The sequence below is a fragment of the Corallococcus exiguus genome, from assembly GCF_009909105.1.
Taxonomy (GTDB): Bacteria; Myxococcota; Myxococcia; order Myxococcales; family Myxococcaceae; genus Corallococcus; species Corallococcus exiguus.
In genome coordinates this window covers 99,682-116,405 of record NZ_JAAAPK010000016.1, presented here as the reverse complement: position 1 = coordinate 116,405, position 16,724 = coordinate 99,682, and the positions used below count along the sequence as shown (strand labels likewise).

General features: G+C 69.1%; 21 protein-coding genes. 15 read left to right on the top strand and 6 right to left on the bottom strand.

All coding sequences use genetic code 11. From position 1 onward, the window contains the following. Positions 1-269 precede the first annotated feature (269 nt). The 3 genes from GTZ93_RS39830 to hppD are packed head-to-tail and all read left to right on the top strand — an operon-like array spanning position 270 to position 3,110. Positions 270-1,250: a fumarylacetoacetate hydrolase family protein gene (locus GTZ93_RS39830; RefSeq protein WP_139921458.1), complete on the top strand. Its 981-nt coding sequence runs from the start codon at positions 270-272 to the stop codon at positions 1,248-1,250. Next, the gene (gene maiA / locus GTZ93_RS39825; protein WP_121752951.1) at positions 1,247-1,906 is read left to right on the top strand and encodes a maleylacetoacetate isomerase; all 660 of its coding nucleotides are present in this window, start codon (positions 1,247-1,249) and stop codon (positions 1,904-1,906) included. Before GTZ93_RS39830 ends, maiA begins: the two co-directional genes overlap by 4 nt. Before the next feature lie 40 nt (positions 1,907-1,946). Then, positions 1,947-3,110, top strand: a complete 1,164-nt coding sequence (gene hppD, locus GTZ93_RS39820) for a 4-hydroxyphenylpyruvate dioxygenase (protein ID WP_139921460.1) — start codon at positions 1,947-1,949, stop codon at positions 3,108-3,110. A gap of 54 nt (positions 3,111-3,164) precedes the next feature. Here the strand turns inward: hppD and GTZ93_RS39815 are convergent, their stop codons facing one another. Continuing rightward, a complete protein-coding gene (locus GTZ93_RS39815) occupies positions 3,165-3,458 on the bottom strand; it encodes a hypothetical protein (RefSeq protein ID WP_139921462.1) in 294 nt (97 codons plus the stop codon). A 120-nt stretch (positions 3,459-3,578) separates the two neighbouring features. On the opposite strand from GTZ93_RS39815, the gene GTZ93_RS39810 reads away from it, so the two are divergent. From GTZ93_RS39810 to GTZ93_RS39800, 3 genes are read left to right on the top strand one after another with little or no spacing between them, the layout of a single operon-like run. Continuing rightward, positions 3,579-3,860, top strand: coding sequence for a hypothetical protein (locus GTZ93_RS39810; RefSeq protein ID WP_139921464.1), 282 nt, complete (start codon positions 3,579-3,581; stop codon positions 3,858-3,860). Continuing rightward, positions 3,857-4,099, top strand: coding sequence for a hypothetical protein (locus GTZ93_RS39805; protein WP_161663334.1), 243 nt, complete (start codon positions 3,857-3,859; stop codon positions 4,097-4,099). Before GTZ93_RS39810 ends, GTZ93_RS39805 begins: the two co-directional genes overlap by 4 nt. 28 nt (positions 4,100-4,127) lie before the next feature. Next, positions 4,128-4,358, top strand: a complete 231-nt coding sequence (locus GTZ93_RS39800; RefSeq protein ID WP_139923997.1) for a hypothetical protein — start codon at positions 4,128-4,130, stop codon at positions 4,356-4,358. Positions 4,359-4,574: 216 nt separating this feature from the next. Here the strand turns inward: GTZ93_RS39800 and GTZ93_RS39795 are convergent, their stop codons facing one another. From GTZ93_RS39795 to GTZ93_RS39780, 4 genes are all read right to left on the bottom strand, one after another. Further along, complete coding sequence (locus GTZ93_RS39795) at positions 4,575-6,263, bottom strand: M57 family metalloprotease (protein ID WP_139923996.1); 1,689 nt, start codon at positions 6,261-6,263, stop codon at positions 4,575-4,577. Positions 6,264-6,422: 159 nt separating this feature from the next. Continuing rightward, the gene (locus GTZ93_RS39790; RefSeq protein ID WP_161663333.1) at positions 6,423-7,307 is read right to left on the bottom strand and encodes a sulfite exporter TauE/SafE family protein; all 885 of its coding nucleotides are present in this window, start codon (positions 7,305-7,307) and stop codon (positions 6,423-6,425) included. A 14-nt stretch (positions 7,308-7,321) separates the two neighbouring features. Further along, positions 7,322-7,645, bottom strand: a complete 324-nt coding sequence (locus tag GTZ93_RS39785) for a rhodanese-like domain-containing protein (RefSeq protein ID WP_139922475.1) — start codon at positions 7,643-7,645, stop codon at positions 7,322-7,324. Between the two features lie 31 nt (positions 7,646-7,676). Then, positions 7,677-8,378 carry an MBL fold metallo-hydrolase gene (locus GTZ93_RS39780; RefSeq protein WP_139922478.1) on the bottom strand — a complete coding sequence of 234 codons (702 nt, stop codon included), beginning with the start codon at positions 8,376-8,378 and terminating at the stop codon, positions 7,677-7,679. Positions 8,379-8,477: 99 nt separating this feature from the next. Here GTZ93_RS39780 and GTZ93_RS39775 point away from each other — a divergent pair, with 99 nt between their 5' ends. The 9 genes from GTZ93_RS39775 (at position 8,478) to GTZ93_RS39735 (ending at position 15,623) form a co-directional block, all read left to right on the top strand. Then, a complete protein-coding gene (locus GTZ93_RS39775) occupies positions 8,478-8,903 on the top strand; it encodes a YeeE/YedE family protein (RefSeq protein ID WP_120581479.1) in 426 nt (141 codons plus the stop codon). 12 nt (positions 8,904-8,915) lie between these two features. Next, a complete protein-coding gene (locus GTZ93_RS39770; RefSeq protein ID WP_139922481.1) occupies positions 8,916-9,377 on the top strand; it encodes a DUF6691 family protein in 462 nt (153 codons plus the stop codon). Positions 9,378-9,421: 44 nt separating this feature from the next. Then, entirely contained in the window at positions 9,422-9,943 is a 522-nt protein-coding gene (locus GTZ93_RS39765; RefSeq protein ID WP_257979474.1) for an RNA polymerase sigma factor, read from the top strand. Next, positions 9,930-10,688: an anti-sigma factor family protein gene (locus GTZ93_RS39760; RefSeq protein WP_139922485.1), complete on the top strand. Its 759-nt coding sequence runs from the start codon at positions 9,930-9,932 to the stop codon at positions 10,686-10,688. The genes GTZ93_RS39765 and GTZ93_RS39760 overlap by 14 nt, the downstream gene beginning before the upstream one ends. A gap of 158 nt (positions 10,689-10,846) precedes the next feature. Further along, positions 10,847-11,188 carry a rhodanese-like domain-containing protein gene (locus GTZ93_RS39755; RefSeq protein WP_139922488.1) on the top strand — a complete coding sequence of 114 codons (342 nt, stop codon included), beginning with the start codon at positions 10,847-10,849 and terminating at the stop codon, positions 11,186-11,188. A 94-nt stretch (positions 11,189-11,282) separates the two neighbouring features. Next, positions 11,283-12,902, top strand: a complete 1,620-nt coding sequence (locus GTZ93_RS39750; protein WP_257979475.1) for a bifunctional metallophosphatase/5'-nucleotidase — start codon at positions 11,283-11,285, stop codon at positions 12,900-12,902. Between the two features lie 187 nt (positions 12,903-13,089). Next, entirely contained in the window at positions 13,090-14,130 is a 1,041-nt protein-coding gene (locus tag GTZ93_RS39745; RefSeq protein WP_139922493.1) for a YeiH family protein, read from the top strand. A gap of 27 nt (positions 14,131-14,157) precedes the next feature. Continuing rightward, complete coding sequence (locus GTZ93_RS39740) at positions 14,158-14,628, top strand: DsrE family protein (protein WP_139922495.1); 471 nt, start codon at positions 14,158-14,160, stop codon at positions 14,626-14,628. A 185-nt stretch (positions 14,629-14,813) separates the two neighbouring features. Next, positions 14,814-15,623 (top strand): sigma-70 family RNA polymerase sigma factor, encoded by an 810-nt coding sequence (locus GTZ93_RS39735; protein WP_139922498.1) that lies wholly within the window; start codon positions 14,814-14,816, stop codon positions 15,621-15,623. On the opposite strand, the gene ygfZ is transcribed toward GTZ93_RS39735, so the two are convergent. Then, a complete protein-coding gene (ygfZ, locus tag GTZ93_RS39730; protein WP_161663332.1) occupies positions 15,610-16,686 on the bottom strand; it encodes a CAF17-like 4Fe-4S cluster assembly/insertion protein YgfZ in 1,077 nt (358 codons plus the stop codon). The genes GTZ93_RS39735 and ygfZ overlap by 14 nt on opposite strands. Positions 16,687-16,724 lie beyond the last annotated feature (38 nt).

Sequence of the window (16,724 nt, the reverse complement as noted above, 5' to 3'; positions counted from 1 at the left end):
TCCCCTGGTGCCCCCTGTCCGTTCGTGGAGCAGGCGGCCCGACAGGCGAACACGTGGGTTTCCACGACGCCCTGGCGTGTGGAGGCCCGGGCATCGTCCTTCAGCCGACAGCCACGCGAATGCGAGCGGCCAGCAATGTTGCTGGTGGGAGGAAGGATGCCGCGCCGCGTTCAACGGGCGTGCTTGACTCGCCTGGTTGCCCGGCGGAAAAGCCCGTCGGGTCAGGCGGCCTCCCCCTTCCTCCCCACAGGCCGCCGAGGAGCGCGAAATTGAAGCTCGCGACGCTCAAGGACGGAACTCGCGACGGGCGGCTCGTCGTCGTCAAGCGGGACAACTCCGCCTACGCGCTGGCCACCAACGTGGCCCTCACGCTTCAAGCGGCCCTGGATGACTGGGACGCGAAGGAGCCGCAGCTGCGCGCGCTGGCGCAGCAGCTGGAAGCCGGCGCGGTGCAGAGCCGCCCGCTGGACGTGAAGGCGCTCCACGCGCCCCTGCCGCGCGCCTACGAATGGGTGGACGGCAGCGCGTACATCAACCACGTGATGCTGGTGCGCAAGGCGCGCAACGCGGAGCCGCCGGCCACGCTGCGCACGGATCCGCTGGTGTACCAGGGCGGCTCCGGCGACTTTCTCGCGCCCACGCAGGCCATCCCGCTGCGCGACGAGGCGTGGGGCCTGGACTTCGAGAGCGAGGTCTGCGTCGTGCTGGGCGACACGCCCATGGGCACGAAGGCCGAGGACGCGGACAAGCACATCAAGCTGGTGATGATCGCCAACGACGTGTCCCTGCGGAACCTCATCCCGGAGGAGCTGGCCAAGGGCTTCGGCTTCTTCCAGAGCAAGCCCGCCACCGCGTTCGGCCCCTTCGCGCTGACGCCGGACGAGCTGGGCGCGGCGTGGATGGACGGCCGCGTGCACCTGCGCATGCGCAGCACGCTCAACGGCCAGCTCGTGGGCGACGCGGACGCGGGCCCGGAGATGCACTTCTCCTTCCGCGACCTCATCCAGCACCTGACGCGCACGCGCGCCTTCACCGCGGGCACCATCCTGGGCAGCGGCACGGTGTCCAACGAGGACCGCGCTCGCGGCATCTCGTGCCTCGCCGAGCGCCGGATGATTGAGACCATCGACGAGGGGAAGCCGAAGACGTCCTTCATGAAGCCCGGGGACACCATCGAAATCGAGATGCTGGATGGCGAGGGGCACAGCCTCTTCGGCCGCATCTCCCAGACGGTGGTGAAGGCGCCATGAAGAACCTGAAGCTGCACGGCTACTGGCGCTCCTCCGCGTCCTGGCGCGCGCGCATCGCGCTGAACTGGAAGGGGCTCCCCTTCGAGTACCTGGCGGTGCACCTGCTCAAGGACGGCGGCCAGCAGTTCTCAGCGGACTACCGCGCGGTGAATCCCATGGCCCGCGTGCCCACGCTGGAGTGGACGGAAGCGGACGGGCAGGCGCGCAAGCTGTCCGAGTCCATGGCCATCCTGGAATACCTGGAGGAGCGCGTGCCCTCGCCCGCCCTCCTGCCTGGCGACGCGTACCTCCGCGCGAAGGCGCGCATGCTGGCGGAGATGGTGAACGCCGGCATGCAGCCGTTGCAGAACACCTCGGTAACGCTGCGCATCAAGAATGAGCTGAAGGCGGACGAGAAGGCCTGGGCGGCGCACTGGAACGCGCACGGGCTGACGGCGCTGGAGGCGGCGGTGCAGGCGACGGCGGGGCGTTATTGTGTGGGGGACGGAGTGTCGTTCGCGGACGTGCTGTTGGTTCCGCAGCTCTACGGGGCCCGCCGGTTCGGTGTAGACCTGAAGCCCTATCCCACGCTGCTGCGCATCGAGGCGGCGTGCAACGAACTCCCCGCCTTCCAGGCGGCGCAGCCGGACCGGCAGCCCGACGCTCAGCCGGCGTAGTCACGAATCATCTTCTTCATCACCACGAGGAGTCAGCGACATGGCCAAGCAGGAATCGCTGGGCATCAAGGCCCTGGAGAGCATCCACTGGTACGTGCATGACCTGGAGCGCAGCCGCCAGTTCTACACGAAGGGGTTGGACTTCGCGGAGGTGGCGGTGTCCGGTCCGGAGCTGGACGCGCACGGCAAGCAGAAGTCCGCGCTGTTCCAGGCGGGTGAGATTGCCCTCGTCGTGAGCCAGCCCGTGGGCGAGGGCGGCCGCGCGTGGCGCTACCTGCGCAAGCACCCGGACGGCGTGGGCACGCTGAACTTTGAAGTGGAGGACGTGGAGAAGGCGTTCAAGCTGCTGGAGCAGCGCGGCGCCACGTTCATCACGGAAATCCAGCGCTTCACGGACGACGCGGGCGGAAAGCTGTCGTTCTTCTCCATCACGACGCCGTTCGGCGACACCACGTTCCGCTTCCTGCAGCGGGACAACTACAAGTCCATCTACCCGGGCTTCAAGGTGCACGCGAAGCCCCTGGGCGGCCAGAACAAGTACGGCTTCGACAAGTTGGACCACGTCACGTCGAACTTCCAGACGATGAAGCCCATGCTCCTGTGGATGGAGCACGTGATGGGCTTCGAGAAGTTCTGGCACATCGAGTTCCACACCGAGGACGTGGCGTCGCAGCAGAAGCGCGACCACGGCAGCGGCCTGAAGTCGGAAGTGATGTGGGATCCGAAGAGCGGCGTGAAGTTCGCGAACAACGAGCCCAAGTTCCCGTTCTTCAAGGCCAGCCAGATCAACATCTTCAACGAGGACCACCGCGGTGACGGCGTGCAGCACCTGGCCATCACGGTGAAGGACATCCTGTCCTCCGTGAAGGACATGCGGCAGAACGCGGGCATCCAGTTCATGCCGACGCCGGGCTCGTATTACGACGCGCTGCCGGAGCGCATCCAGAACATGGGCATCAAGAAGATCGACGAGGACATCAACGTCCTGCGCGACCTGGAGGTGCTCATCGACGGTGACAAGGAGCGCAGCTACATGCTCCAGATCTTCATGAAGGACGCGGCGAGCCTCTACAAGCAGGCGGACGCGGGCCCGTTCTTCTACGAAATCATCCAGCGCAAGGGCGACCAGGGCTTCGGCGGCGGCAACTTCCGCGCCCTGTTCGAGAGCATCGAGCGCGCGCAGAAGGCCGAAGGGCGCGTCTAGCTTCGCGAGTGACCCGGCCGCGGAGCATCGCGGCCGGGCTACCGCTCCGGTGGGCTAGGGGTCGTACGGCTCGCACACCTGCAGCTCCGTGATCCACTCCCGGAACGGGGTCCGGATGCCGCTCCGGCCCACCTGCCGATTGCAGACCAGGCAGATCTCCCTGCCCACCTGCGTCGTATAGGTGGCATCGCTGTAGTATTTGACGTGGAAGGTGGCCGCGCAGAGGTCCAGCGCATCCTCACGCGTCGAAAGTGGGATCTCCTCTCCCACGTCCGCGTCCGCTTCGACACCGCCGCAGCCCGCCAGCAGTCCCAACGACAGAAGTCCGCCGATGATGCACTTTCGCATTGTCCGCCCCGGTTGGAGTTGGCCCGTCTTTCAGGGATTGAAAGTCTATCATGGTTGAGTGAGATGAGGCGGGCTGCCAGGGTGGCATGCATCGCCTATCTTCACTCCATGCGAATGCTCATGGGGCTGTTTCTGGCGGGCGCGCTGGGGTGGGGTTGCCAGTCCGCCGACTATGGTGTGCAAGCGAAGGCGCCGCTGGACTGCAAAGCGACCTACGTCGCTTGTGGTTGTGGCTGCTGCGGCGGAGTGGAGCCGGAGGTGCAGTGTCTGTCCTGCGCGAACAAGGACGACCTCCAGGCCCTCATCCAGAAGGACCAGGCGGCCCAGAAGGACCCGCAGTGCGCCGTCATGGGCTGCTCCACCGGGACGAAGTACGTGTACTGTGACGCGAATCCCCAATGACCCTCATTGAACCCGTCATGCTCGTGGGGGCCGCCATTGGAGGCGTGGTGGGGGTGGTGTGGGGCTTCGGGTCGGGAATCGGCTGGGCGGTGGCGGGACTCGTCGGAGGCGTCGTGCTGGGCCCCATCCTCTTGCTGCTGCTGCTGTTCGTCCTGGCGATGTTGATGACGCTGGTCACGAAAGGACCGCGCGCGGTGCTGCGCGACCTGCGGGGGATGTTTCCCCGGGAGCGAGCCTGATGCACGGTTGTTGCAGAGCGACTCCCCCATGACCCTGATTGAACTGACTGTCCTCCTGGGAGCCTTCTTGGGCGGCGTGACCGGCGCGGTCTGGGGCTTCGGCTTCGGACTCGGCTGGGCGGCGGCGGGCCTGGTCGGAGGAATCGTGCTGGGGCCCATCGCGCTGGCGCTCCTGTTCGCCCTGATGCTGTTGATCGTGGAAGTGCCGCTCGCGCTGCTGCGTGGCCTGTGGGGAAGGCGTCCCCCTGAGCGCCCCTGAACCCGCTTCGTCTGTGGACCTGGGGACGCGGGTGCAGATGGAACTCAATGTCGCGTTACGGCGGCCGGATGGCGACATTCTGTCTGCTGCGCCTCCTGCTCCACTCCGCCACAGCCCGCGAAGAAGCCCACCGACAGCAATGCCGCGATGAAGAAGAATTGAACGTCCGGGGCCCCACCTGCCTTGGCTCGTGGAAGAGAGGGATTCAAGCCCCGCTCAGTTCTCGTAGATCTCCACCTCGTTGATCCGCACGTAGCCCGGCTGCAGGGCGGACCCGAGCTTCCCGAGCACCCGCAGCTTCGACGTGGTGGTGGGGGTCAGGGTGTAATGGGAGCGCCACCACTGGCTGTTTCCATGGACCTCGTGGAGGTCCTCCCAGGTGTTCCCGTTCCAGATCTGGATGCTGTAGGTCTGGGGTGCGCCGTCTTCGCTCATGAAGAGTTCGACGTGCCGGAAGGTGCGGGGGCCACCGAAATCCAGCTCCACCCACTGCGGGAGCGCGGCGCCCCAGGCATTCGTCCAGCTCGTGTCACCGCCAATCAGCGTACTGAAATTGCCGTCGTTGACCTTGGACGCGGAATAGCAGCCGAGCGCGCAAAAGGAAGAAGACGCCGAGGCCTTCGCGGAGAGCGCCAGATTCTCATGGTTGTTGTAGACCTCGAGCTCGTTCACGCGCACATATCCCGGCTGTGTGGTGGAACCCAGCCGGCCCAGCAGCCGCACGCGGCTGGCGACCACAGGCTCGAAGGTTTGGATTCTCTCCACCTGCGTATTGCCCGTGACGTTGTTCACCGCCACCCAGGCGGAGCCAGTCCAGACTTCGATCGAATAGGCCTGCGGGACACCGTCGCTGCTGAAGACGGCGTTGACCTGGTTGATGACGTGAGGCTTACCGAGATCCACCTGGACCCATTGGGGGAGTGCCGCGCCATTGGCGTTGGTCCAGCCATGGAGGCCATTGAGCGTGCTGTCGCGGGATGCGTCGTTGACCCGGTTGGGTGAGTAGCAATGCTCGCTGGTGCCGACGCAATAGGTGGATGACGCCGAGGCGTTGCCCATCAGGGCCAGGTTCAGATTCCCACGACCATAGAGCGCCCGGATGCCAATCCGGTCGCGCTGCGTGAGGTGCAGATCCACCGTATTCGTGCCCGCGCACTGCGGGTAGTGCATCACCGAGTCCGGGTCATAGTGCGTGAGAGTTCGCCAGTTGCTGTCCTCATGGCAAACGCCGCTGTCAGGTCGCGTGTGCTCATGCCGCAAGCCCAACGTGTGTCCCAGTTCATGGCGGAGGACCCCCTCCAACGTATAGGGCGGAATGCTCCCGAAGGCGCTGGCGTCGATGAGGACGTTGCGGTTCGCGCGGACGTCGTCAGGGAAGAAGGCTCGCGCCAGATAGTCCTGGCCCGAGACAGGGCTGACGTCGAAGACGACGTTGGGATTGCTCGCGCCGCAGTTGCTGTCCTCGGCCTGGACGTGGATGAAGTCGACGTTGGCCGCGCTTTCCCAGGCATTCGCCGCGCGTGACATGGCCTCGACGACCCTGGCATACCGCGAGCCGAAGCCCGTGCTCACGCAGTACCGGAGGTCGAGCTTCTGGGCGTTGCTCCATGTCGCCGTCACTCCGTTCACGGTACGGACGATGAGCGCGCCGGGCTTCGAGAGGCCGTCGTAGTACTCCCGCAGTTCATCGAGGTCCGACATCGGCATGTCACCGTCGACGATGTAGATGCCGGTCTCCGGTTCGCGATACGTGCGCCTCTCGAACTCCTCGAAGCTGAGCCGTTGGGTGCTGACAGGCTCCTCGTCAGAGGCCTCTGGCGCCACTCCGGCGCCGCATCCCGCCGACCCCAGGAGGGCCATGAGCCGCAAGGCATGACAAACCCAGACGTTTCGCTTCAGGGTCATTCTTTTCATGTGCGTGAGCTCCAGCCAATGCCTTGGGCAGACATGGCGTTTCCAGGCCCGAGGGAGCGAGGAATTGGCTCACGGAACGTATGGGAACCTGCTGGGAGCCGGCATCACCCATAGGGGTGACGCTGCCCGCGAGCTGTGCGGGCAATCAGTCTACGAGGCCGTGAAGGGCAGGGCGGCCACCGTGACGGTGACCGCGCCTTCGCCCCGCGTCAGCTCCGTGCCGGACGCCACGTCCTTCTCACCCAGCAGCAGCCCCGCCAGCGCGTCCCGGTTCTTGAACATGATGAAGGCGCCCATCACGACGAGGAAGAGGGAGAAGGCCCGCTTGAGGGCCGCCTGCGAGACGTAGTGGGTGGCCCAGGTGCCGACGAGGATGCCCGCCACGGCGATGGCCGTGAAGATGCCCAGGGAGAGCCAGGGCACCTGGACGTGGCCGAGGTAGCCGGCGAAGCCCACGAAGGAGTTGAGGGCGATGACGAGCAGGCTCGTGCCCACCGCCTGCTTCATCGGGAGGCCCACCAGGAGCACCAGCGCCGGGACGATGAGGAAACCGCCGCCCACCCCGACCAGCCCCGTGAGCCCACCCACGCCGAGCGCGGCCAGAGCCATGACGGGGAAGGATGCCTTGCGGGGCTCGGGCACGGGCGCGGACTCCTGGCGCGCGGCGAGCGCGGCCTCCTTGCGGCCGTTGCGGAACATGAAGAAGGCGGCCACGAGCATCACCGTGGCGAAGAGCAGCAGCTGCACGGCGCCCGAGACGAAGACGGACAGGCGCGCCCCCGCGTAGGTGCCCACCATGGCCACCGCCCCGAAGACGAAGGCCGCCCGGAGCCGCACGTTGCCCTTGCGCCAGTGGCCCGCCGCTCCGAAGAGGCTGGTGACGCCCACCACGGCCAGCCCCATGGCGATGGACTCCTTGGCCCCGAAGCCCAGGACGTACACGAGGATGGGGACGGTGATGATGGAGCCGCCGCCGCCGAGCAGGCCGAGCGACAGGCCGATGAGGGCCGCGAGCGAGAAGCCGAGGATGGGCATGGGGTCCGTTTCCGCTAGCCCTGGGGCGCGCGGGGTTCGCGCACGGCGAGCATCCCGCCCGCCAGGTTGTAGAGGTGCTTGAAGCCACGCTGGGCGAGCGCCTGCGCCGCCTTCGCGGAGCGCCCACCCGAGCGGCAGATGAGCAGCAGCGGTTGTTCCCGCGGCCACGACGCGGCCGCCGCCTCCAGCGTGCCCAGCGGGACGAGCTCCGCTCCGGGAAGGTGGCTCAAGGGTCCCGTGAACTCGTCCGGCTCACGCACGTCGATGCGCCGCACCTCGGAGCCGAGCGTGTCGAGCTGCGAGGGCGTGAGGTCCTGATAGGGGTGATGGGGTGTCATGGCTTGCTCCTGTTGGGAAGGGCAGGGGACTTCAGGCCCCCCGCGGAGAAGGCGCCGTGTGCCCACAGGCGCGGTTGGCTGGGACGGCGACGTCGATCTTCCTGGGCTTGGGCAGGTGGAGGTTGTTCATCACCTCGATGAACTCCTCCCGGCTCCTGCCCGCGACGCGCGGGTTGTGTCGCTTCTCCTCGCCGATGCTCGTCACCAGGTGACCGTGGTAGTCGTGCGCGGGGTAGACGAGCGTTTCATCCGGCAGGCGGAAGAGGACGCGGGTGAGGCTGTCGTAGAGCTGGCTCGCGTTCCCGTTCTGGAAGTCGGTGCGGCCGTTGCCGCGCACGAGCAGTGCGTCCCCGGTGAAGACGCGGTCGCCCAGCAGGTAGCTGACGCTGTCGTCCGTGTGCCCCGGGGTGGCGAGCACCTGGAAGACGCGCTGCCCGACGCGCACCTCGTCTCCGTGGCCCACCTGGACGTTGGCGCAGGCGGCTCCTCCCTTGCTCCCCACCACCGTGGCCTGCGTGCGCTCGCGCAGCACGCCGGACGCGGTGACGTGGTCCGCGTGCACGTGGGTATCAAAGACGTGGGTGAGGGTGAGGCCCAGCTCGCCCACCAGTTTCAGATCCCGGTCGACCTGCTCGATGACAGGGTCGATGAGGACGGCCTGCCGCGTGGTCTCGTCGCCGAGGAGATAGGTGTAGGTCGAGGACTCTGCGTCGAAAAGCTGGCGGAAAATCATGTCGAAGCCTCCTGTCCTTGAGAGCCAGGGGGCGGACAAAAGGATTCAGGGCCTTCCCCTGGCGGAATCCTCCGCCTCCGAATCTGGCTCTTACAGGACATGATTTCCTCCCTCCTCCCTCCCCTCCTGGGTGGGGCGCTCATCGGCCTGAGTGCCTCCTTGCTCCTGTTGGCCAATGGCCGGGTTGCCGGCATCAGCGGCGTGGTGGGCTCGCTGCTGGCCCCCGTGCGCGGGGATGTCGCCTGGCGCGTGCTCTTCCTCGCCGGACTGCTCACCGGGGGCCTGCTGCTGGCGTGGCTGCGCCCTGGCTCCTTCCCGGCCCCCACGTCCTTGAGCGCGGGCGGCGCCTTGCTGCTGGTGGGGGCCGGACTGCTGGTGGGGTTCGGCTCGCGGCTGGGCAACGGCTGCACCAGCGGGCACGGCGTCTGCGGCATCAGCCGCGGCTCGGCCCGCTCCATCGCGGCCACGCTCACCTTCATGGCCACCGGCGTCCTCACCGTCTTCCTGATTCGCCACGTCCTCTAGGGAAAGCCCTCCATGCGTTCAAACATCAGTGCGTTTCTCAGCGGCCTCCTCTTCGCTATCGGCCTGGGCATCAGCGGCATGACGGACCCGGCCAACGTCCTCGGCTTCCTCGACCTCGCGGGGGATTGGGATTACCGGCTCGCGTTCGTGATGGGCGGCGCCATCGCCGTGCACGCGGCGCTGCGGCCCTTCATCCACAAGCGCGAGCGGCCCCTGTTCGCCGCGACGTTCCCCTCCTTCTCCGCCAGCGGGGTGGACCGCAGGCTCCTCGTGGGCGCGGGCCTCTTCGGCGTGGGCTGGGGGCTCGGCGGCTACTGCCCCGGCCCCGCGCTCGCCTCGCTCGCCACCGGTGCGACGCAGTTGCTCGTCTTCGTGCCCGCCATGTTCGCTGGCATGGCCCTCGCGCAGGTGCCGCGGGCGCGACGGAGCGCGAGCGCGGGCACTCCGGTCCCGGGCGCATCGCCCACTCCGTAGCCCCTCGGGAACTTTTCGCGGCCGCCACCGTGTCCTGGAGGAACGTGAGCAGCCGGTCCTTTATTGAACGTGCCCTGGAGCACCTGCCAGCCCTGCGACGGGTGGGCCGCCGCCTGACGGGCAGCACCGCCGAGGCGGATGACCTGGTGCAGGAGACGGTGGCGCGCGCGCTGGAGCGGCACGACGAGCTGCGCGACCCGGAGCGGCTCAAGGGATGGCTGCTCGCCGTCCAGCGCGCCGTCTTTCTCAACTCCCGGCGGGGCCTGCGCCCCCGGCTGGAGGTGCTGGAGGGCGGTCTGGGGAAGGATGCCGCTCCCGAGCCTTCCGCGGACCTGGAGGCGGAGCTGCACGCCCACACGCTCAGCTCGGGCATGAAGGCGGCGCTGGAGTCGCTGGCCCCCGAGTGGCGGGATGCGCTGTGGCTGCGCGAAGTCGAAGAGCTGAGTTACGAGGAGATCGCCCAGGTCCAGGGCTGTCCAGTGGGCACCGTGCGCTCGCGCCTCGCGCGGGCCCGGGGGGCGATGCTCGACCTCCTGGAGAAGGAGAAGTCACATGGAAGCCTGTAGCCCGGCGTGGCAGGAACGTCTCTCCGCGTGGTTCGATGGGGAGGGCCCGGCGCACGAGCGGCAGGCCGTGGAGCAGCACCTGGCCCGGTGCGTGGGCTGTGCCCGGGAGGCGGCCCGCTATGCCCCGCTGCGCGAGGCGCTGAAGGCCCAGGCCGCCACGGAGAATCACGTGCCGCTCGAGCTGAGGGCGCGTGTCTCCCGCCTGGCTCCGCGCTCCCGCCCCGCCTTCCGGCGGCGGTGGACGGTGGGCCTGGCCGCGGCGGTCGCGTCCGTGGGCATCCTCTGGACGTCGTGGCCCGGTGGCATGAACGACGCGCTGGCGATGGACCTCGAGCGGCACCACCTCAAGGCCTTCTCGCGCGCCACTCCCTGCGAGTTCGAGTCCTCGGATCCGGCCGCGGTGAAGGCCTGGGTGGCGCGGGAGGTGGGCTACGCGGTGGACGTACCGGTGGTACCCGGCGCGACGCTGCTGGGGGCCCGCCGCTGCCGGCTGCATGGACAGCTCTCCGCCTCGCTGCTGTACCGGCACGAGGGGGGCACGGCGATGACGCTCTTCCTGCCGCCGCCGGGCTCCCCCGCGGCGCGGGAGGCGGCGAGCTTCGCCGGAGAAGGGACGCGCTGCACGCAGGGCCCCATCGGCGAGCGCATCTGCGTGGCGCCGCGCAGGGGCGGGCAGGCCGCGCTCGCCGTCTCCGAGCTGGAGCAGCCGGTGCTCGCCGACGCCTTGGCCCGTCTGGCGCCTTGAGGTCACGAGGCCGAGAGCTTTCGAGCTTCCCGGCCGTGTCCTCGGGGCATGCGTCCCGGTCTCTCCGGCAGCTTCCTCGAGGGCATGCTGACGTTCCACCCCGCTGTACCCCGTTCCCCTGGGCCCAGCGGGCCTCTGGGCCCGGTTGGAGCCGCTCCATGAAGTCCGTTCTCGTCGTCGCTGCCCTGTTCGCCGGTCCGTTCCTCGTCTCCTGTGCGCACCAGCGCTCCACCGGGGCCGAGGCCCACCAGCGGGTGGAGGCGGGCGCCACGCTGGTGGATGTCCGCACGCCGGAGGAGTTCGCCGCCGGGCACCTTCCCGGGGCGGTGAACATCCCCGTGGATGAGCTGCCCCAGCGGCTCGCCGAGCTCGGCTCGCCGGAGAAGCCCCTCGTCCTCTACTGCCGCAGTGGCGCGCGCAGCAGCCGCGCCGAACTCCTCCTGAAGGAGCGTGGATTCCAGGACGTCTTCAACCTGGGCCCCATGTCGGCCTGGGAGTGAGGGGAGGGGCGCGGCCGGGGTGCCGGCGCGCCGCGGGAACTTCGCGCGGCACACCTCGTGTCCCCTCCGCAGTCTCTCTTCTTCAAGGTGCTTCATGACGATGATGCCTCTGCTTTCCCTGCTCGGCGCGCTGTTCTCGCTGGGCGGCCTGGGCTCCGGCTGTGCCCTGACGCGGCCGGGAGCCATCACCCCACCGGCCGACAGCGTTTCGTCCCAGCGCAAGCAGCTCACCGTCCTCTACGTGGCGGATCTGCACGCGCAGCTGCGCGCCCACCCCGAGCTGTTCTGGCACGAAGGGAAGGAGCGCATCGAAGAGGCCGGCGGCTTCGCTCGCGTGGCCGCCGCCATCCAGCGGATCCGCGCGGAGCGCGGCGGTGACGTGCTGGTGCTCGATGCCGGTGACACGATTCAGGGCTCGGGCGCGGCGGCGCTCACCGAGGGCGAAGCACTCATCGCGCCGCTCAACGCGCTCGGGCTGGACGGCGCGGTGCCCGGCAACTGGGAGGTGGTGTACGGCCCCAGGGTGCTGCGCCAGCGCGCCCGTGAGCTGAAGCATCCGCTCGTCGCCGCCAACCTGCGCGATGCGGCCAGCGGTGAGCGCCTCTTTCCGCCGTACTTCATGAAGGAGGTGGGCGGGGTGAAGGTGGCCGTCGTCGGCTTCACGGATCCGGATGTCCCGCGCCGCCAGCCTCCCGGCTACAGCCAGGGCCTGCGCTACGACGGCCCGGAGGAACTGCCGGCGCTCGTGCGCGAGGTGCGCGAGCGTGAAGGCGCCCAGGTGGTGCTGCTGATGACGCACGTGGGGCTCGCCAAGGCGGTGGGACTCGCCGCCCGCGTGCCCGGCGTGGACGTCCACCTGTCCGGCGACACGCATGAGCGCACCTATGCACCCATCGAGAAGGCCGGCAGCTGGGTGGTGGAGCCCGGCGCCTTCGGCTCCTTCCTCGGACGGTTGGACTTGTGGGTGGAGGAGGGCCGGGTGGTGGACCGCCGCTGGGAGCTCATCGAGCTGACCGCGTCGCGCTTCCCCGAGGACCCGAAGGTGGCCCGGCTGGTGGATGCCGCGCTCGCTCCGCACGAGGCGAAGCTGTCCGCGACGGTGGGCCACACCGACGTGACGCTCGCGCGCTACGCGGTGGTGGAGAACCCGCTCGACAACGTGCTGGCGGACGCCATCCGCGCCGCTGGTGGGACGCAGATAGGCCTCTCCAACGGCTTCCGCTTCGGCACGCCGCTGCTGCCCGGGCCGGTGCGCGAAGCGGACCTGTGGAACCTCTTCCCCATCGTCAACAAGTTGAAGACGGGCAAGGTGAGTGGCCGGCAGCTTCGCGCCTTCTGGGAGCAGGAGCTGGAGAACGTCTTCGCGAAGGACCCGCAGAAGCGCTTTGGCGGGTGGCTGCCGCGTCCCTCGGGGATGACGCTGCACTTCCGGGCCAACGCGCCCAGGGGCGAGCGCCTGCTGGCAATCGAAGTCGGAGGCAGGCCGGTGGAGGACGACCGCCTCTACACCGTGACGGCCTGCGAGCGTGAGGGCGATACCCCCGACATGGTGTGCCGGATTCCCGGCGTCCAGGAGCCGCACGTCCTGGACATCGATGCGCACGAGGCGGTGCGCCGCTTCCTCGCCGGCAAGCCGCGTCTGAACGACGCGCTGCAAGGGCGCGCCGTGGGCGAGGACCTCCCGCCCGTGCTGCGCACCCAGCAGGTGGAGTGAGCCCTGCTTCGTCCTGCCCCGGAGAACTGAAGCGCTCCCGATGCTCTTGCGGCAACTCGGCGTGGCCGAGGGAGCGCGGACACCTCCCGCCACGGCCTGACACGAAACCAAACCGGAGGAGCGCCAGGCCGGCGTGCGCGTCACCCGAGCCCATCCGCGCCCTCCCGGATGAAAACGAGAACACGACATGACTGCTCCTCTCGCTACACCCTCCACCCCCGTCGCACCTCCACCGGGAGGCGTCTGGCGTCGGCGTTTGCCGGGCCTGGGGCTCGCCGCGGGGTTGGCGGTGGCCAGCTACTGGCTTGCCACGCTTCCAGGCCTCAAGGTGGTAGGGCCGCTCACGGTGGCGCTGCTCATTGGAATCACGCTGCGCACGGCCCTGGGGCTGTCTGCTGTCCTGGTGGAGGGCACGCGCTACTCGGCGCGCACGGTGCTGCGGTTGGGCATCGTGCTGATGGGGGCGCGGCTCGACTTCGGGCTGGTGGCGAAGGTGGGCCCACGCGTGCTGCTGCTCGCCCTTGCCGTCATCGTCGGCGGCATCCTGGGGATCCGCTGGGTGACGAAGCGCTTCGGCGTCCCGGAGAAGCTGGGCACGCTGCTGGCCGTGGGCACCTCCATCTGCGGCGCCAGCGCAGTGGTGGCCGCCAGCTCCGTCACCCGCGCCGACGAGGAGGACACCACGCTGGCGGTAGGCCTGTGTGGAATCCTCGGCACGGTGGGCGTGCTCTTCTATGTCTTCGTGGGGCCGCTGCTGGGGCTGAGCACCGCGCAGCTCGCCATCCTCTCGGGCGCCACGCTGCACGAGGTGGCGCAGGTGATGGCCGCGGCCTTCACCTGGGGCACCTCCGCGGGTGACCTGGGAACGCTGGTGAAGCTCACCCGCGTGGTGCTGCTGGCCCCCGCGCTGGTGGTGCTGGGGCTCGCCTCCGGCGCGGGCGGGAAGGTGCGCTACTCGCTGAAGGAGCCGCCCATTCCCTGGTTCGTCATCGGCTTCCTCGCCGTGGGCGTGCTGGGCTCGGTGGGCGTGCTGCCCACGGCCGCCAAGGCCGGGCTCTCCACCGCCAGCGTCTTCCTCATGGTGATGGCCATGGCGGCCATGGGGTTGGGCACCCACCTGAGCATGGTCCGCCGCGCGGGCATGCGCGTCGTCTACGCGGGCCTCGCCGGCTTCGCGGCTCTGGCGCTGTCCGCCTGGGGCCTCATCCAGTTGCTGTCCATCCAGTAATCCTCGGCCTGATTCGGAGCTCCTCGAATGAATCGCTTCCTGTTGCTGCTCGTCACCGCGCTCGTCACCGCTCCACTGGCCACGCTCGCCGCGCCGCCGTCCCAGTCTTCCCAGGCCACCGAGAAGAAGGCCCCCGCGCGCCAGGGCAAGCTCGTCTTCGTCTCCACCACGGGCCTGGAGGACATCGGCACCCTCTCCAGCTCCTTCCGGCACGCGAAGACGGCCAAGGAGTCCGGCTACCTTTCGGACGTGGTGTGGCTCACCTACGGCCGCGCGGTGGTGGCGTTGGACCCGACGGTCAAGGCCGTGCCGGAGTCGGTCCGCAAGGAGGCCCAGGCCGCGAAGGCCGCGGGCGTCCGGCTGGTGGCCTGCGGCCACGCGCTCGCGAAGTTCGGCATCGACCCCAAGAAGCTCCAGCTGGAGGCGGAGGTGGTGGACAACGGCGTCGCGGAGCTGTCACGCCTGGTGGCCGAGGGCTATCAGGTCATCCGCTACTGATTCGAGCGCCTCAGCCGTCCCATGCCGGGTCGCTCGCACCCATGAGGCGGCTCTTGCGTGACCCTTCAGCACCGGCGCCAGATTCCCGCTATGCATCCTCATGAGGATGGCCCGGGTGGCATCCTGGCGACCGGGCGCTCTGCGTCTCGGGCGTGACGGAGACATGTGGAGGAGGCGACCGGGTGATGTCGACGCGAACCGATGAGCAGCTGATGGAGGCCGCGCGCGCTGGCGACGACAAGGCGCTGGATGAGGTCCTCGCCCGCCACGAGAAGCAGGTGTACCGCTTTGGCCTGCGCATGTGCGGCTCGGAGGAGGACGCGAAGGAGGTGCTCCAGGAGACGCTGCTCGCGGCCTTCCAGGGCATCCACTCGTTCCGGGGCGACGCGGAGCTGTCCACGTGGCTGTATCAGGTGGCCCGCACGCACTGCCTCCGCCTGCGCCGCAAGCGCGCCGGAGCACCCGAGGAGTTCCAGCCCCTCGACTCTCCCGCGGCCACCCACGTCGCCGCGGAGGCTGCCACCCCGGACGTGGTGTCCCATGCGCGGCAGATGGGGGAGGTGTTGCAGGCGGCCATCCTCGCGCTGCCGGAAGCCCACCGGGAGGTGCTCATCCTCCGGGACGTGGAGGGCCTGCCGGCGGAGGAGGCGGCGAAGGTGGTGGGCATCGAGGTGCGGGCGCTCAAGAGCCGGCTGCACCGCGCGCGGCTCCAGCTGCGCGAACACCTCTCCACGCTGATGGGGGAGGGCTCCGAGGAGCAGGCCCCGGCGTGCCCGGAGCTGGCGCGGGAGCTCTCCGGGTTCGCCGCGCAGGAGGTGGACCAGGCCACCTGCGTGCGTCTGGAGGACCATCTGTCGCGCTGCCCGCGCTGTACCGAGGCGTGCGACTCGCTCAAGCGCACGGTGTCCCTGTGCCGGCGCATTCCAGGGGATGCGGTGCCCGCGCCCGTGCGCGCGGCGGTGCGCCAGGCGTTGTCTCAGGCTACGAGGCCGTGAAGGGCAGGGCGGCCACCGTGACGGTGCCCGCGCCTTCGCCCAACGTCAGCTCCGTGCCCGGCTCCAGCGAGTCACGGTGCACGTAGCCCAGCGCCACCCGCTGACCCTTCACCGGGGACGTCACCACGCTCGTGACCCAGCCCACCTTCTTCTCCCCGCGGCGCAGCTCCGTGCCGGGCGCCACGTCCTTCTCACCCAGCAGCAGCCCCGCCAGCTTGCGCTTCATGTGCCCGCGGAAGGTGGCCCGGGCGATGACCTCCTGCCCGATGTAGCAACCCTTGTTGTAGGAGATGGCGTTGGTGAGGTTCGCCTCCAGCGGGATGGTGGTGTCCACCATGTCCTGCCCGTAGCGCGGCACCCCCGCCTCCACCCGCACCCGCTCCAGCGCGTCGAACCCCAGCGGCTTCAGCCCGTGCGCCCCGCCCGCCTGGACCAGCGCCGCCCACACCGCCTCCAGCCCCGCGCGAGGCACCAGCACGTCCACGCCGGACAGCCCGCCCGGCAGCGCCGTCCCCAGGAGCAACACCTCCTGGCCAGCGAGGGTGGCCTTGCGGCTGGACAGGGGCGCCGGAAGCTCCGAGGGGCCGCCCGGGACGGCGGCCAGCACCTGGGCCGTCCGGGGGCCGAGCAGCTTGAGCCAGCCCCATTCCGGGGTGCCGTCGTGCAGCTCCGCGTCCTCGGAGATGAGGTATTTGTCCAGGAACTCCCGCACCTTGGCGCCCAGGCCGGGCTCCAGGTCCAGCAGGAGGTCGTCCTCCCGCTTGAGGATGCGTGCATCTCCCACCATGGCGCCCTTCACCGTGATGAGGGCGGCATAGGCGGCCGAGCCCACCGGGAGGTTCTTCACCTCCTGGGTCACCATGCCGTGGAGGAAGGAGGCGCGATCCTCCCCCGTTATCCGGAGGATTTCGCGGTAGGACGCATCGTGCAGTGCCACTGCGTCACGGGCCGCGCCATACTCCGCGCCCACGTCTCCATACCCGGCCACGACCTCGCGGCCGCCCACCGAAATGAAGCGGGCACCCACCTGCTCGTGAACAAAATGCAGCGTCAGCGGTTCCATGCCCGTCGCTATATAGAGGCGCAGGAGCGGATGCCACG